This window comes from Tenacibaculum sp. SSH1-16, from assembly GCF_040104435.1.
Taxonomy (GTDB): Bacteria; Bacteroidota; Bacteroidia; order Flavobacteriales; family Flavobacteriaceae; genus Polaribacter; species Polaribacter mesophilus.
Window position 1 is genome coordinate 21,952 of the sequence record NZ_JBECOV010000004.1, and the last position, 17,603, is coordinate 39,554.

Sequence of the window (17,603 nt, forward strand, 5' to 3'; positions counted from 1 at the left end):
GTTTATTGTAGTATTATTCTTTTTCCATTGATGAAAAAGAACCAAAAAATCTAGTCTTTCGAAACCTTCACTCTAAAATTATCATCCTCGAAACTAAATGAAAAGAACTCGCTATCGCTCAAACAGCTTTTCATTTATAACGTTTCTTGCGGTGTAATTTTTAGCTTGTTTTCTAAGGACGTTCTATTATCGTCATTGCGAGGAGGTAGGACGAAGCAATCTTTTTCTCGTTTCCCGTCATTGCGAGATACGAAGCAATCTTTTCCTCGATAACCGTCATTTCGAAGGAGTATGCGACTGAGAAATCTTAAGATTACGAGTAACTCCCATACATGAGCTTTAGCTCCGTTTAACTTAATGTTAAAACCTGTACACCAAAAAAAGAACCAGACAGAAAAGTGTACAGATACTGTACACTAAAAAGTTTTTCATTTTAAAAAGTGTACAAGTGGTGTACACCAAAAAAGTTGTAAGAAAAAAAGGTGTACAAGATTATTTTCTTTTTATCTAGCAGATAATCGTTTCATAGTATCTAAAAAAGCCTGAAAAAATGCATCATCTTTTGCATATAAGCGATACAAATCTAAATCCTGCTTGCGCTTTTGCGCCATGATATCATCTAGAATCTTTCTGAATGCCAAATCTTTATTTTGTGAATCCTGATTATTAGCAAACTTTTCTTCAAAATCTGGATGCGCTTGTATTGCTTTAGTTAATGATAAAAAAACTACACGTTGGTCTTCAGGAGTAGCTTCCCAGTCTTTAAACCATCTTTCATTAAAGCTATATACAATATCATCTAATACATCTTTCTCTTCTTTAGAACCATGCGTCCCTCTTGGGTTTGAGTTTTGTGGGAGCACTTCGGTTTCGTTTGCGTCTAAACCTATAGTATAGTTCAACTTAACTCTTTCTAAACCATAAGTAGATAAATCAACGCTATTTAATAATTCATCTAGTTTATCTTTTTCTTTGTCTTTAATGGGTAACTTTGGTATTAGAAACTTTAAAAACCAAAATAGCTTTTCCCATTTTACATTTAAGAAAGGAAGAATAGATGCCAATTGTCCGTAGATTTTGACAAATTGTTTTGCTTTAATTTTAAAGTCTGCTTTATCCTCTTCACTAAACCCCAATTCATCTGTAAATCGATAAGCAGAATTATCTATAATAGGACTTAAGTTTTGTGCATCTTCCTTATTAAAAAAGCGTAGAACAAAATCCTCAACTTCAAACCATTCATAAACCCCACTATCATCTAGAACGTCTTTTAAATCATGTAAAACATTAACATCAGTACCTTCCGATAAAACAGTGGATGTATAAAATGGATCAAAAGCCATTTTAATATCATCTATGGTATTAAAGAAATCCAACACAAATAAATCTTCTGTTTTCTTACCTAGTTTAGGGTTTGAGCGATTTAAACGTGATAATGTTTGTACAGCCAGTACACCTTGTAACTTTTTATCAACATACATGGCACACAACTTTGGCTGATCAAAACCTGTTAAATACTTATTAGCTACAACTAGTATTCTATACTCATCGGTATCAAACATATCTTTGGTTTCCTTATCTGAAAAACCATTCATACTAGCTTCGGTATACTTTATACCTCCAATTTCTTTTTCTCCTGAAAATGCAATAACAATTTTAAAAGGATTTCCTTTACTTTCAATAACTTCTTTTAATGCATTGTAATATTTAATGGCAGATTCAATACTTTGAGTTACTACCATTGCCTTAGCCTTACCTTTCAGTCTTTTTTTGTTGACCACATTAGGTATAAAATGGTCTAAAATAATTTCGGCTTTGGTTTTTATTGTACGTTGGTCTCGTTCAACATAAGCCTTCAAATACTTTTGTGCTTTTTGTGTATCAAACTCCGGATTATCACTAATTGATTTCTCTATTTGATAGTAACTTTTTAGCGTGGTGTAGTTATGTAAAACATCTAAAATAAAGCCTTCTTCTATGGCTTGTTTCATAGAATACAGATGAAACGGGTTAAACGTTCCATCAGCTTGTTGCATACCAAACTTTTCAAGTGTTGAATTTTTAGGGGTTGCGGTAAAAGCAAAGTAAGAGGCATTTTGTTTTAATTTTCTCGCTTTCATTGCCTCTACTATTTTGTCTTGAGCGTCTACTTCATCTAAATCGGCACCCATAGCAGTATTCATACTGTCGTGTGCTTTACCACTCTGACTACTGTGGGCTTCATCAATTATTACAGCAAAGTTTTTATTCGTAAGATCACCAATACCATCTAATATAAATGGAAACTTTTGTATGGTGGTAATAATTATTTTCTTGCCCTGCTCTAAACTTTCCCTTAAATCTTTAGAGGATAATGCAGGGGCAACAATATTTTTAACTTCTGAAAACTCTCGAATGTTTTCACGAATCTGTTTGTCTAACAATCGCCTATCAGTTACTACGATAACAGAATCAAATAACGGAAGGTCAACACTTTTTGCTCCCTGTACTTCAGTATTAGTAGGATAGGTTTCTATTAGTTGATAAGCAGCCCATGTTATAGAATTTGACTTTCCAGAACCTGCTGAGTGTTGAATTAAATAGGTGTGTCCTGTTCCATTAACACTAGCATGGTCTATTAATTTCCTTACTACATCTAATTGATGATATCTTGGAAAAAATAACGTTCGTTTAGCTAAAGCATCTTTTTTTGTACCGTCTAAACGAACAAAATGTTGAATTATGTTTGCCAAACTTCTTTTAGTAAACACTTCTTCCCATAAGTAAGATGTTCTATGCCCATTCGGATTAGTAGGGTTTCCTTTACCATGATTGTTGCCTTGATTAAAAGGCAAAAAGAAAGTTGCGTTACCTTGTAGCTTTGTGGTCATATAAGCTTCATCAGTATCAACTGCAAAGTGTACAATACAACGTGCAAACTGTAGCAACGGTTGTGAAGCATCTCGTTGTTGTTTGTATTGATGAATACCATGAGAACGTGCATTTTGTCCTGTCCAATGGTTTTTTAATTCCATAGTAATAATAGGAATACCATTAATAAACATAACCATATCAATTTCTTCACGAGGATTGGCTTCAGAATACGCTACTTGACGTGTAACACTAAATATATTTTGTCGGAAATTTTCTTTAACACTATTACTACTACTAGCTAATGGAGCTTGGAAGAACAAGGTAAAATGTGCATCATCCACTTCTAAACCTTTACGAAGTAAATGCAATACGCCGTACTTTTTTATAAGCCTATCAAACCTATTTAAAATTTTTAATTGCCAGTCGCTTTGTTTTTGTAGTTTTTCTAGCTCTTCTTTTTGTGTATTCTCTAAAAATTGCCAAAAGTACTGCGTATCTATGGCAAAACGCTTGTCAAAATCACCAGGTTGTCCACTTACAAACAACTCATTAGTATATTGTATATCTTCTTCATTAGAAAAACTAGTTCTTTCTTCTTTACAGCTTCCTGTTAATACTTTTTCTATAGCTTGTTCTAAGGCTATTTCGGAGGTATTGCTATGCATGGTTTTGTTTATAGTAAATTTGATATTTTTTTGGGAGTACCACCTTTTAAATTTCCTTTTGTATTGTAAAAAATATAATTATTAGAAAATATTTCATCTTTACTACTCCAATCAGATAAACTACAAGGAGTTCCTAATGAAAGACAAATATTAGAACCTTGGCTCCACATTCTTTGTTTTAATTTTTTACTGTACCAAAGTAGTTTATCATTAAAATCCAAACAATCTTCAGCCTTTAGCTCGAAAGTATCTTTTTTTTCAATAAATTCATTTATAGTTCCTTCAAATTGTAAAAAATCATTCCAAAAGTCTTTAAAAGGGTATATTGTATCTTTTTTTTCGTTGCCTAAATTTCTAATTATTCTTCGCCAATTACTAAAGTTATAATTCCTATAATAATAAGGACTTACTCTATCATAAAAAGCCCCATAATACAATAACACATGCTTTATTGTATTATGATTTTTGTCTCCTACAGGAAAAATTTCATAAAATTTATCTCGTATAAGAGTTAAACTTTCAATTGTAATTTCTAATGATTCATCTATTAAATGTGTAATGTTAATATTTCCAACATCTCTACCTAATAAATTATATTCGTGATCTTCAATCTCCCAAATTAATTCTTCTAATTCTTTTCGTTCAGATGGTTTACAAGTGTTATAAATTTTGTTTTTAAAATTCTCATCAATAGTAGATTTCCCTTCTATATCCATAATTGGTTCTTTCCAAATACCTGAATTAATCTGAGAATTGACCTCTATCTTTATGTTACTTACTGAACGGATATTATTATTATACCTTACCCAATAAATACGTAATAATCTGTAAGTATTAGCAATTAGCTCTATACTTGTTTTAGATTTAGTTAAGTATAGTAAAACAGACCACACATATACCATAGCACTTCTTTCTACAGCTCTATTGTTATCATTATAATCTGCAAACCAATTTATAGTATTTGTATTTAACAACTCCCAAAACTTGTCTAAAGCTATAGGCAGCCACTTACAATAATCTCTTTGCTCAATAAACTGTTCCTTTTTCCCAAACAATTCTTTTAAAACATTAAAATATTTTTCGATACAACTAATATCTAAAACTTCTAAAATATCAGATATTTTTATTCCATTTTCATCAAATCTACTTTTATTGTAAAATTTAGTCTTGTTATCTTTTAAATATAACTCTAAGCCTGCTATACATGATAAAAATTGATTAAATCCTTTATCCGCATTTTGATTTTTATCTCTTTTAACCCAGAAGAAATCTTGCCATTCCTCCCATTTTTTGCCGTATCTATTTTTCTCCTCAATATCAGGTAGTTTTTCTAATAAAACAGCCTTTATATTTTCATTAACCTGCATATGCTCACCACGAGCATTCATGTAAATATATAACTCCTCACCCTGTTCACTAATATTTGTATCAAAATACCAAAAATCTACTTTCGTTTCTATATAATCAAATAAGGTTTCAAAACTTACTTCTTGACATTCAAGAATTTCTAGTATTCTATTATAGTTATTTAAAACAGATTGTATTGTTTTATCACTTTCATACCTATTCCCAAAGTAATGAAGCGATTCTTTGAATGTAAAATCTTTATTGGATAATTCGTGAGAAATAAAATCTTGTAAAAAAACATGTGAACTTTCCCTTACTTTATAATCTAATTTATGTAAGTAAGTTGCTTTAAATTTATCTTCTAATTTTAAAAATGCTTTTTTAGTAATAGCCAATAATAATAAAACTATTGTTGTTATTCTTTGTTGACCATCAATTAGAAAATATTTACCTTCAGATTGTGCATCTGTATATGCATAGATAAAACCAATATTTGATGAGTATTTACGTGATAAATAAAACTCTTGAAAAGCTTCAGCTAATTCTAAATCTTCTATTTCAGGCATATCTATTGAGGAAGATGTAAAGCTTCTGTAATCTGTTAGTATAGAGTTTAGCAAACCATCTACTTGTAAATTAGTCCATACATAATCTCGTTGAACCTCAGGTATTATTATTTGATTAACATATCTGTTAGCAAAAAGACCTTTAACATTATATTTTCCTGCTTTCATAGCTTTTATATCTACAAGGTGTTTATTGTTTGTTTTATATGATTTTCATGTTTTAAAATATCCGTCCCTGTCCATGCTTTCATGTTGTCTGTATCTGCTTCTGGAAACATTTTGCTAAATACATCAAAAGTATGTTTAGGCACAAAACTGCCTCTTTGTATACGTTCTAGAATATTTTTCCTTTTATCATTAAAAAACTTATTTCCATTGGAGCTATTATCTTTTAGTGAAAGCAAACACATATTACCAATACTGTTTAACCCCCTATCCTCTTTTAAAGCTTTGTAATAAATTTCTTTTTGCAACTCGTCTCTCACTTCCAATGCTAAAACAGCATTAATTTCTTCTGTTATTTTATCTCCTAAAATTTGTTTAATAGCCTCTTTTTGTGGATTATCTAAAACAACATTTTTACCTTCTGGTGTTTGAGGAAAAATATGTTCTAAAGTCCAATTTTCATCTTTATAACTATAAAAATCAAATCTTACATTTTCTTGCCCTATGGGAAATACGTTCATAGCCAATAGTATATTATGTAAAGGAGTACTATCTTCATCAGCATAAGATACTTCATCAATGTTTATGTTTAAAATATCTTTTTTTAATGCATTTAACTCTTCTTTTAATTTTTTAATTGAATCATAGGTTAAAAACGCTAGTAATTTGTTTTTAAACTTATGTTTATTAGCTTTTTCAAACCTAAGAAAACCTATTAGGTTATATATTTCTGTATTGTAAAACCAAGATTCTAGTTTATTTTTAACTTCTACAATTGTATGAAAGCTTTTTACAAAATTCTCATTTTCTAAGTAATAATTAAATAAGTTAAACTCTCCTTTTTTACTTGAAACATCAATACTATTCTTAGCGGTTAATTGGGCTACTACATGCAGTAAATTAAACATTCCATCTGTAGAAGAATCGTTAAAGTATAAATTAAAAATTTCAGGATTATTTGCCCATGCAGTAATTTCATCCCACTGCCTACCAATGGTTATTCTTTTTTCTGTTAATTCTTGAAAAGTTCCTTTACCATTATGTTTAATTATCTCTCTACCTGCTTTAGTTATAAAAAGTCCTTTTATTAATTCTGTTTCTGTTAAAGGTACTTTGTTACTATTTAGATTTTTAAATACTGTTTCACTTACTATGTGCTTTTCAACAGAATTTACAATGATTTTGACATAGGCACAGATATAATTGTAAAAATTTACGAGTTCTTTTTTTTGTCTACTTGAAGTTAAAGTTTCATGACATTTTTTAGAAGCCTTAAACAAATAAAAAATATCTTGTTTGTTTAATGAAATATCATCTTCTATAAGAGTTTCCCAATTATGGGCTACTAAACTTAAAAAAGATTCTTTTTGATATATATGGTCTTTAAAAAAGTTTTCTCTAATAGCATAATCTAATTTACTGTCTGCAATATTTTTATGTTCCAATAAAGCAGAAAAACATGATAGTAAAATAGAAAGTGTTGTTAATCTTTGTTGCCCATCAATTACCTCTAAATAAGTTTTTTCATTTATTAGAATGGGTTTTACTGTTATGTATTGTAAAAAATATTCTTTTTTATCTGACGACTTAGATTTTTGATATTGATTCCATAAGTCGCTTAACAATATTGTAACCGCTCCATGTTTGTCAGAACCCCATTTGTAACCTCTCTGATAGGCTGGTATATGATAACCAATAGCATTGTATTGAAATAAACATCCTATTTGCTCTTGTGCGTTAAAAATACTTTCAACATTATAGATTAACTCTTTCATTTCTTTTTCTTCTGATATTTTTATTACATTAACACACCTTCACCTTACCCGTTACCACACTATTTATTAAACTACTTTTGTATTCTTTTAACTTTTCTATTTCTTCTTGTTTTAAACTAATGACTTGGTCTATTTTATTAGTTTTATCTTCTATATGTCCCGTAATTTTTTTTTGTTCCTGCATTGAAAATACGGGTATACTAAAATTATTAATATCTGATTGAAACAAATGAGGGACTCCCATACCATCTTTTTTCTTTTCAATAATTCTTTGGCAAGTTTGACTTTTTAAGAAAAAGTTTAAGTACTCTGGCATTAAACTTACATTATTCATAACTCTTAATACTGCTATAGAAGAATTTACTGTACACTTAATAGGTAGTTCAACTACTATATTTGATATACCTAAGGTAGAACCATCTTTCACCAATAAAACATCTCCTAATTGTAGCATAATTTCAGGTGATTCTAAATATCGCCTCTTTGTTATATAATAAGCCTGATTAAAATCTATTTTTTTGCCTTTAATATTTGGTGTAGAAAGAAATCCATAATCACTTTTATCAACATATTCAGATGCTTTTAATCCTTTCCACCCAAGCCTAGCTTTAGTTCTAATTATGAATTTGAACTTAATACAGTTCCAATGCTCAGGAATTTTACCAATCCAATCTACGCCACTATCTTTTAGAGGAACGCTATCATCTAAACCACGGGTTACTACTTTGTGTATGAGTATTTGTTTACGCTCTTTTAATAAAGCAATTTGTTGTTCTTTTATAGTAATAGCTTCTTCTATTTTTTGAGTTTTATCGTCTAAAAAAGTAGCGATGGCTGTTTGTTCTTGTAGTGGGGGAATTCCAACTAAAATAGCTTTCATTTCGTCATAACGAGTTGTCCATAAATCAGCTACAATACCATGTCCCATTCTGTAAAACTCCTCTACGAAACCATATGATTTTAAAAGGTAGTTACAATAAATAGGATGTATGTCTATTGGTTTTATTACTATATTAATTAATGAGACTGAGCCATTTTGAAGTGCTATTCCGCTCGAACCTTTCCTGTCAGATCTACTATTAATTACAAAATCACCTTCTTTGACTAGTTTTCTATTATCTCCATCATTAGTTTTTGCAGCATTTGACAACTGTGGTACGACACCGTTTTTTGTAACGGAAAGAGCTGGATAATCTTTATCAGATACTTTTGTTCTTCTTTCTTTAAAACGAGTACCTAATCTCGTGAGTTTCCAATGCTCAGGAATTTCTCCCAACCATTCTACCCCAGAATCTTTATAGGACGGATAACACTGTAAGCTATCTTTGTTTAATCGTTTTTTAACTGCTTCCATCTTTTTAAAACTTTAAAATATCAGCAATTAAACCATCACTTTGTGTTTCTAAAGCTAAAATATCAGCCGTAACTTCTTCTATGCTTCGTAAAGGCTTGTGTTTATAAAAATACTTGTTAAAGCTAATTTCATAACCAATTTTGGTTTTTTCTATAGCTATCCAAGCTTCTGCAACATGCGGTTGTACTTCCTTTGTAAAGTAATTATGTATAGTTTCGTTTAGCGGTATGTTTTCATAATCGCGCAAATCACTTTGGGTTTCGTACATAATATATTCATTTGCTTTTTCTGTGGTATAATAACCAAAGTCAGCTAAATTTTCTTTTGCACACCCTAATCGAGAAAGGAGTTCTTCTAATTGTTTAGGTGTAAACTTTTGTCGTTTCTTTATCACCTTTTCTGCGGCTTCATCATACCAACTTACTGCTTGTAAAATGGTTTTCTTTTCACTGGCACTTAATATGATGTCATTCGTTTTACACACGGCATCTACTTCTTTTTTAAACGTATTAAAATCGGTATACAATGCATTACCAATATGCTTAAACAGTTCTTGAGCGCCTTTAACTAAACTTAAATGTTTATCCCATATTTTTGGATTACTTAATTTTTTACGGTTAGCGCTTGATAAGTTGATGTCCTGCGCTTCACACCACGCCAATAACGGTTCTTCTAATGACGCTAAGTCTGTATATACCTTTTCTCCATAGGTTTCATATGCCCATGCCATCGGTGCGTTTAAGGTTTTATCGAAACGTAAGGTTGCTATACGTTCTTCAGTAAATTGAGCGTTTAAACGTGCTGGGCGTTCTATAGTTGCTTTGTAATAGCCAAAATCAGTATTGTTAAATACTTGCACTGCTAAATCGCTATCTTCCAATGCCGCTACATTTTGAAATGCCTCATAGGCGTTCATAATTTGCTGAATATGTTCGGCAGTTAATTCACAGTTTTTATTTCCTAAGTTTTTACGGAGCTTTTGAAACTGTTGAGATGCATCAATTAACAACACCTTTCCTTTTCTGTGTGAAGGTTTGTTGTTAGTCAACATCCATATATAGGTGGTAATTCCTGTATTATAAAATAAGTTGTTGGGTAATTGTATAATACAATCTAACAAATCATTTTCTATAATATAACGGCGTATGTTACTTTCTCCTCCGCCGGCATCTCCTGTGAATAAGCTAGAACCGTTATGTACCGAAGCAATACGAGAACCTAAACCACTTTCATGCAATGGTTTCATTTTTTTTACCATTTCCATTAAAAACAAGAGCTGTCCGTCCGAACTTCTTGGTGTCGCATCTACCGTTTCGAGTTCTCCCCAATAATTGGTTAGATTGATGATAAAACGAGGATCGATAACATCTTTTCCGTCTTTAATATATTTTACATCCGAAGCCCATGATTTTCCGTAAGGAGGGTTCGACAACATAAAATCAAAGTACTTTCCTGCAAATTCATCAGTAGATAATGTAGAACCAACACGGATGTTTTCAGGATTATTTCCTTTAATCATCATATCCGACTTACAAATAGCGTAGGTTTCATCGTTAATTTCTTTCCCAAATAAATACACATCTCCTGTTGCTTTAATTTCACCCTCAGGGTCGGTGATAAAGTTTTGAGATTCGGTTAACATTCCCCCGCTACCACAAGCAGGATCGTAAATTGTCATTACCGATGGTAAATTATCTTTAATTGGATCAAACACCAAGTGTGTCATTAAATCAATTACCTCTCTTGGCGTAAAGTGTTCACCAGCTTCTTCATTGTTTTCTTCATTAAACTTTCTTATCAATTCCTCAAAAACATATCCCATTCCTAAATTTGTTAGGGGCGGTAATTTTCTTCCATCTGGATCTTCCTTTTCAAAAGGGGTCAAATTAATATGTGGTGAGGTGAACTTTTCAAGTACATCCAACAACACATCTTTATTCGCCATGTGTCGTATTTGTGCTTTTAAGTTAAACTTCGTTATAATTTCACGCACATTACTACTAAAACCAAGCAAGTACTCTTCAAAATTTGCTTGTAATAATTGTTGACTATTAGTCGCTGTATCATGTAATTTTTGAAGCGTCCATTTACTGGTATTGTAAAAAACATAGCCTGAAGCCTTAGTTAAACCGTTCGCATCATCTTCCGTAAATCCTAATTCTTCTTTTTGAAATCGTTTTTCTTCTAATACTTCATCTTTTGTAGGTTCAAGTAATACATCTAACCTACGTAAAACGATCATTGGTAAAATTACATCTCGGTATTTTCCTCGAACGTAAACATCTCGTAAACAATCGTCTGCAATAGACCATATAAACGATACTAATTTATTGTGGCTCGTATGTGTCATATGTTTTATTTCCTTATTAAGGAAGAAATTTTGTGATTTTTTTAAACGCCCTAAAATAACAAAACCCGTACAATTACCCTACGGAAAACCATAAGAAACCTTAAAAATGTGACAAGTGTTTTAAAAATAAGATGTAGTGTAATGGTAAACGGTTTAAAAGTATACAAACCGTAATAGAAAAATGTTTGTTTTTAGAATTTTGTTAGTTATTAGTAGTGTTATTTAAAAATGAAGCAAAAGACAAGGAGAAGTTATATAAAATATAGATTTTTGGTAGATTGCAGCTTACATAAAAACATGCATACTATGAAAAATAAGATAGAAGAATTATTAGTAGTAATTTCAACAAAGTTTCCAGAAATAAAAGAAACATTACCACCAGGAGCTAGTGATACAGCAATAGCGCGTATAGAAAAAGAGACTAACTTACCTGTACCGCAATCGTTAAAAAACTTATTAAAAATAACCAATGGAGACGAGAAGTGGGGTGAAAGTCCACATGGATTTTTTAGCTATTTTTTATATAGTTGTAATCGTATTATTGATACCTATAACTTTTTTAAAGAACGCGAAAACCAAGTATATCCAGATAGTGTTTATCAAAAAGATTTGGTGAAAAACATTTTGTATAGTGCCAAAAGGTTACCCTTTGCTACCGATGGCTCTGGTCAATACTTATGCATTGATTATGACCCGGCAGAAAAAGGAACTTACGGACAAATTATTTACTTACCATGTGGGGAACCAGAACCTGTTTCGGTTATTGCAGATAGTTTTGATGATTTTGTAGATTTCCTGATTGAAGAATACAAAAATGATCGATTTTATATTGATGATGAAAGAACCGAATGGGATGAGGAAGAATGGACAGAATGGAAGGAAGACCAACAAAGTGATTATAGCAAAGTAGAAATTATTTTTGGACACACCCGTAGAAATGATTGGACGGATATTGCTGATAAATACAATAAAAAGAAAGGAATAGTAAGTAATTAGTTATTGTCGTCATTGCAAGGAGAGTAGGACGAAGCAATCTTTTTCTCATTTCCCGTCATTTCGAAGGAAGTTATGAATGAGAAATCTTAATGTTATGAGTAGCTCACATTCATAAGATTACGTCACTTTCCACTTCGATCATAGTTTATCTTGAGCGATAGTCGAAAGACTCAGTGTCCGTTCGTAATTACGTTTTATTATTGTCATTACAAAGTAAAGAAGGCTTATGAGTAAAAACCGACCTATTTTTATTTTGCTAGAATTCGAGGTTATGGAGTATAAGAGAATCCAAAGAGTTTACGGTCTGGATTCGAATACGGAATAAAACGTAGAATTCAAAAAAAGAAAAAGAAGTCTTGATTTTTTGTTTCGTTTTGTATCAAGACAAAATGAAAGTATATGTTTATGAGTAACTCCTATTTATTGGTTTTAGTTCTGCTGAACCTTACGGTTTCTCACACTTCGTTACTGCTCGGTTCGAAATGACCGTTTTGTTTATTGTAGTATTATTCTTTTTCCATTGATGAAAAAGAACCAAAAAATCTAGTCTTTCGAAACCTTCACTCGAAAATTATCATTCTCGAAACTAAATGAAAAGAACTCGCTATCGCTCAAACAGCTTTTCATTTATAACGCTTCTTACGGTGTAATTTTTGGCTTGCTTTCTGAGGACGTTTTACTATCGTCATTACAAAGTAAAGAAGGCTTATGAGTAAAAACCGACCTATTTTTATTTTGCTAGAATTCAAGGTTATGGAGTATAAGAGAATCCAAAGAGTTTACGGTCTGGATTCGAATACGGAATACAACGTAGAATTCAAAAAAGGAAAAATAAGTCTTGATTTTTTGTTTCGTTTTGTATCAAGACAAAATGAAAGTATGTATTTTTGAGTAACTCCTATTCATGGGGTTTAATCACACTTCGTTACTGCTCGGTTCGAAATGACCGTTTTGTTTATTGTAGTATTATTCTTTTTCCATTGATGAAACAGCACCAAAAAATCTAGTCTTTCGAAACCTTCACTCGAAAATTATCATCCTCGAAACTAAATGAAAAGAACTCGCTGTCGCTCAAACAGCTTTTCACTTTTGACGTTTCTTGTGGTGTAATTTTCGGTTTGTTTTCTAAGGACATTTTATAACCGTCATTGTGAGGAGTGAAGGACGAAGCAATCTTTTTCTCGTTTCCCGTCATTTCTAGCGATAGCGAGAAATCTCAAAGTTACGAGTAACTCCTATTCATAAGATTACATCACTTCACTGCGTTTCGTTCGTAATGACGTTCGTAATGACGTTTGAGATGTCAGTTCGAGTGATTTTGTGCAACGTAGAGGAACAAAATAGTATCGAGAACCTTGTTACTACCAAATACTTCTCGATACAAAATTCCCTTCACTGTGTTTCGTGAATTTCACTCGAAGTGACAGTTGGATGTGATTTTCGGCTTGCTTTCTAAGGACGTTTTATTATCGTAATTTCGAGGAGGTATGACGAAGCAATCTTTTTCTCGTTTCCCGTCATTTCGACCAGCGAGAGAAATCTCAAAGTTACGAGTAACTCCCATTCATAAGATTACATCACTTCACTGCGTTTCGTTCGTAATGACGTTTGAGATGTCAGTTCGAGTGATTTTGTGTAGCGTAGTGGAACAAAATAGTATCGAGAACCTTGTTGTTACCAAATACTTCTCGATACAAAATTCTCTTCATTATGTTTCAAGAATTTCACTCGAAGTGATAGTTGGGGTAATTGGAAAAATCTCTACTGTGTATTGTTTATAATGATGTTGCTATGTTAAAAAACAAAGGTTTTTGTTAAAAAGCTCATAACGAAACGTTAACGCTACAATAAGTCTAAAAAATCTACGATTTACTATTCAAAAGAAATTCTCCTTAAAAAAATTGTAACCTTTTAAATTATATATATTATGGAATTGAATTTAGCATTATTAACTACAAAAGCAGAGTGTGATACCGCTATTGAAATCACCACAGCAGAGAAAACCTTATTAGAAAGAAGACTTCGAAATTTAGGGGAATCGTTAGAAGACAAGGCAGAAAGAACCACCACCGTTAAAGAGGGAATTGTGAGTGTAAAAGCTATTATTGCTGGTTTTGAATCGGCATTAGGTGTTATTACCGACGAAAAAGAAAAGCGTAGCTTGGAACTAAAAATTGAGCGTGAAGAAACGAAGTTAAAATCGTTAGAAAATCGAAACGCTAATTACAGTTCAGTAAATGTGTTAGAAGATCAAATAGATCATCAACAACTAGAGGCGCAAGTAACGGTATTAACAGCAGCGATTACAGAAATTGAAAATCACAAAACAACGTTGGCTGCCTAAGCTTCTTTAAGTCCAATCATAGTATTGGACTTTTTTGGGTGTTTTTTGTACACCAAAAAAAATATGATTTTGAAAAGTGTACAACTGGTGTACACTAAAATAATTGCGAACTAAAAAAGTGTACAAGAGGTGTACACCAAAAAAGATGTTACTTTAAAAAGTGTACAAGCTATGTTAGAGAAAATAAGACTCTTTTTTTATTGTTCTATTATTGCAGTGGCTAATTATTTAGAAGTATCAACCGATACAGTAAAGTCACTATCGTTAAAACGGAGAAATTATAACTTACAACAGTTAGATAGATTGATTCCGCTATATAAAGCACTGGAATTAAAAACATCTATTACTGAATTAACACATGCTACTGCCTTTATAGAGGAAGAACAACAAAAAGCCATACCTGAATTAGAGCGATTACAGAAAAAAGTGGCTAAAAGTTTACGAAATAGACAAGAAGATTTAGAGAGATTACAAAAGAAAAGAGCAATTGGGTTGAGAGGATTGCATGCGTGTACAGTGTTATTACATCAAAATAACCTAACAGTAAAAGATACAAAATGGATTACTCAACGAAAAAGGAATCTAGAGTTGGTGCTACGGGAAAACAATTACATAAAAGTGGTTAAATTGCAAAGTGAGGTTACTGGATTGCAAATTACTTTAGATAAGGTACTACAGGAAATAGAAAGATTAAAAAGTAAGTAATTGTGTTTTCTAAGATGGTCTATTCCTGTCACCTCGAATATATGTGAGAGTTCTCAAAGTTATGAGTGACTCCCATTCGTGAGATTTAGCCTCGCTGAACCTTACGGTTTCTCGTTATCACTCGAAAAGACTGTTTTGTTATTGTAGTATTGTTCTTTTTCCATTGATGAAAAAGAACCAAAAAATCTAGTCTTTCGAAACCTTCACACGAAAATTATCATCCTCAAAACTAAATAAAAAGAACTCGCTATCGCTCAAACAGCTTTTTATTTATAACGTTTCTTGCGGTGTAATTTTTGGCTTGTTTTCTGAGGACAGTTTTGTTATCGTCATTGCAAGGAGGAAGGACGAAGCAATCTTTTTCTCGACTACTGTCACCTCGAGCATTATCGAGTTCAAAATATATTTAAACGAAGATAGTTTACGAAGTAAGTTGAGAGGTCTTAAAGTTATGAGTAACTCCCATTCAAGAGATTACGTCACTTTCCACTTCGATCATAGTTTATCTTGAGCGATAGTCGAAAGACTCAGTGTCCGTTCGTAATTACGTTTTATTATTGTCATTACAAAGTAAAGAAGGCTTATGAGTAAAAACCGACCTATTTTTATTTTGCTAGAATTCGAGGTTATGGAGTATAAGAGAATCCAAAGAGTTTACGGTCTGGATTCGAATACGGAATAAAACGTAGAATTCAAAAAAGGAAAAATAAATCTTGATTTTTTGTTTCGTTTTGTATCAAGACAAAATGAAAGTATATGTTTGTGAGTGATTCCCATTCAATAGATTACGTCACTTTACACTTCGACTTCGCTCAGTGTCCGTTCGAAATGACCGTTTTTGATTTACTGGATTAGGTTGTTATCCAATTTGACTTTAGTGTGTGTAAGTAACTTTATTAAGAATACTCGTAAGTACGTCTTTTTTCTAACCAAGAACTCACACTACCAAGTTCACGAGCTTGATAAAAATTATTCTCTCGTAGAATACAGTCGTTAGAAGCGTTAGTGTCTATTTTAATAAATCGGTATAAAACCAATTTTATAATAGACTCTCTTACTGACTCGTAGGTAGCTCCGTTATTTTTGTTAGTGTTAATTACTTCTTGAATAAAATTATCTATTCTATTAAATTTAGTATCAGTTAATAAGGCTTTAAAAACTACTTCTTCCATAATTCATGATTTTATATATGCAAAATTACTTGTTGGAATAATGATTTAAAAGGTGATATATGCAGAAAAAAATGTGGATTTCCGAAGTGTTTTTTATTGTAATAATAAAGAGTAGGGAGGAAGTAACCTGTTTTTTAACTATCGTTATTGCGAGGAGGTATGACGAAGCAATTTGTTTGTTGATTATTATCACCTCGAACAGATGTGAGAGGTCTCAAAGTTATGAGTTGCTCTTATTCATGAGATTACGTCACTTTGCAGCATTTCGTTCGTAATGACGTTATGTAATGTTGGGTGGAATAATAAAGAAGTGTCAACTTACTTTAAAGTTAATTCTCTATGCTCAATTCCCCATTTAACCATCACATCTAAAGCAGTATGTAATCGCATTCCAGATTCTGTTAATTCATATTCAACCGTAACAGGAGTGGTATCGTAAATAGTACGCTTAATAATTCCGTTAGCTTCCAAATCTTTCAATTCTTTAGATAACATCCTTGGAGAAATTTTTCCAATATTTCGTTGCAATTCTTTAAAGCGCATTTTACCATATAACAAGCTACCAATGATAGATAGTTTCCACTTTCCGCTTATTACATTTAAAGTGTCTCTTAATGCTAATACATATTGAACAGAGCATCTTTTTAGCTCTTCCATTTGAACAACTGCTTCCATGTTTTTTTGGGTTGGTATACTTTTGTATACTGGTATACTAAAGTATAGTAGTTACTTTTGTATAGCAAATATACATACTTTTGTGATATAAAAATAAGTAAACATAAAAGAATGAAACACTTAGTAATTGTAACACACCCAAATATTGAGGAGTCAAGAGTTAACAAAACTTGGATAGATGAGCTACAACAGCATGAGGATAAAGTATCCATTCATCAATTATATAAAGAGTATCCAGATTTAAATATTGATGTAGCAAAAGAGCAAGAGTTATTATTGAATTATGATAGTATTATTATTCAATTTCCGTTGCATTGGTTCAACACGCCATTTTTATTTAAAAAGTGGATGGATGAGGTATTAACGTATGGTTGGGCTTTTGGACCTGAAGGAGATAAGTTAAAAGGAAAAAAAATCCGTTTATCAGTATCTACAGGAGGTACTGAAGAAACCTATAACAGTTTTGTGTCTTTAGAAGAGTTATTAAAATCAGTGACTGTTTCGTTTCAGTATTGCGGATTAGAAATGTTGCCATTACACGTGTTTTACGGAGCTAATGACAATCCGAAGTTTGAAGATATAAAAGTAAATTCTAAACAATACGCAGATTTAATCTTATAATTATAAAACCATAAA

General features: G+C 31.7%; 11 protein-coding genes. 4 read left to right on the plus strand and 7 right to left on the minus strand.

The genetic code is table 11. The features are described 5' to 3' along the window. Window positions 1–503 precede the first annotated feature (503 nt). Genes ABMY20_RS06835 through ABMY20_RS06855 form a run of 5 tightly spaced genes read right to left on the minus strand, consistent with a single transcriptional unit; the run spans window position 504 to window position 11,075 of the window. Window positions 504–3,518 (minus strand): type I restriction endonuclease, encoded by a 3,015-nt coding sequence (locus ABMY20_RS06835; RefSeq protein WP_349264935.1) that lies wholly within the window; start codon window positions 3,516–3,518, stop codon window positions 504–506. A gap of 8 nt (window positions 3,519–3,526) precedes the next feature. After that, window positions 3,527–5,599, minus strand: coding sequence for a DUF262 domain-containing protein (locus tag ABMY20_RS06840; RefSeq protein ID WP_349264936.1), 2,073 nt, complete (start codon window positions 5,597–5,599; stop codon window positions 3,527–3,529). A gap of 11 nt (window positions 5,600–5,610) precedes the next feature. Further along, a complete protein-coding gene (locus ABMY20_RS06845; RefSeq protein ID WP_349264937.1) occupies window positions 5,611–7,371 on the minus strand; it encodes a DUF262 domain-containing protein in 1,761 nt (586 codons plus the stop codon). Between the two features lie 28 nt (window positions 7,372–7,399). Continuing rightward, complete coding sequence (locus ABMY20_RS06850) at window positions 7,400–8,725, minus strand: restriction endonuclease subunit S (protein WP_349264938.1); 1,326 nt, start codon at window positions 8,723–8,725, stop codon at window positions 7,400–7,402. Window positions 8,726–8,729: 4 nt separating this feature from the next. Continuing rightward, window positions 8,730–11,075: a class I SAM-dependent DNA methyltransferase gene (locus ABMY20_RS06855; protein ID WP_349264939.1), complete on the minus strand. Its 2,346-nt coding sequence runs from the start codon at window positions 11,073–11,075 to the stop codon at window positions 8,730–8,732. A 306-nt stretch (window positions 11,076–11,381) separates the two neighbouring features. Between ABMY20_RS06855 and ABMY20_RS06860 the strand changes: the two genes are divergently transcribed. From ABMY20_RS06860 to ABMY20_RS06870, 3 genes are all read left to right on the plus strand, one after another. Continuing rightward, on the plus strand, window positions 11,382–12,071 hold the full coding sequence (locus ABMY20_RS06860) for an SMI1/KNR4 family protein (protein WP_349264940.1): 690 nt from the start codon (window positions 11,382–11,384) through the stop codon (window positions 12,069–12,071). 1,927 nt (window positions 12,072–13,998) lie between these two features. Beyond that, window positions 13,999–14,415, plus strand: coding sequence for a hypothetical protein (locus ABMY20_RS06865; protein WP_047790780.1), 417 nt, complete (start codon window positions 13,999–14,001; stop codon window positions 14,413–14,415). A gap of 171 nt (window positions 14,416–14,586) precedes the next feature. Then, on the plus strand, window positions 14,587–15,120 hold the full coding sequence (locus ABMY20_RS06870; protein ID WP_349264941.1) for a hypothetical protein: 534 nt from the start codon (window positions 14,587–14,589) through the stop codon (window positions 15,118–15,120). Between the two features lie 896 nt (window positions 15,121–16,016). On the opposite strand, the gene ABMY20_RS06875 is transcribed toward ABMY20_RS06870, so the two are convergent. After that, window positions 16,017–16,292 carry a hypothetical protein gene (locus tag ABMY20_RS06875; RefSeq protein WP_159495380.1) on the minus strand — a complete coding sequence of 92 codons (276 nt, stop codon included), beginning with the start codon at window positions 16,290–16,292 and terminating at the stop codon, window positions 16,017–16,019. A 318-nt stretch (window positions 16,293–16,610) separates the two neighbouring features. Further along, on the minus strand, window positions 16,611–16,967 hold the full coding sequence (locus ABMY20_RS06880; protein WP_125344477.1) for a helix-turn-helix domain-containing protein: 357 nt from the start codon (window positions 16,965–16,967) through the stop codon (window positions 16,611–16,613). 111 nt (window positions 16,968–17,078) lie between these two features. On the opposite strand from ABMY20_RS06880, the gene ABMY20_RS06885 reads away from it, so the two are divergent. Next, window positions 17,079–17,588: an NAD(P)H-dependent oxidoreductase gene (locus ABMY20_RS06885; protein ID WP_159615940.1), complete on the plus strand. Its 510-nt coding sequence runs from the start codon at window positions 17,079–17,081 to the stop codon at window positions 17,586–17,588. The last annotated feature ends 15 nt before the right edge of the window (window positions 17,589–17,603 follow it).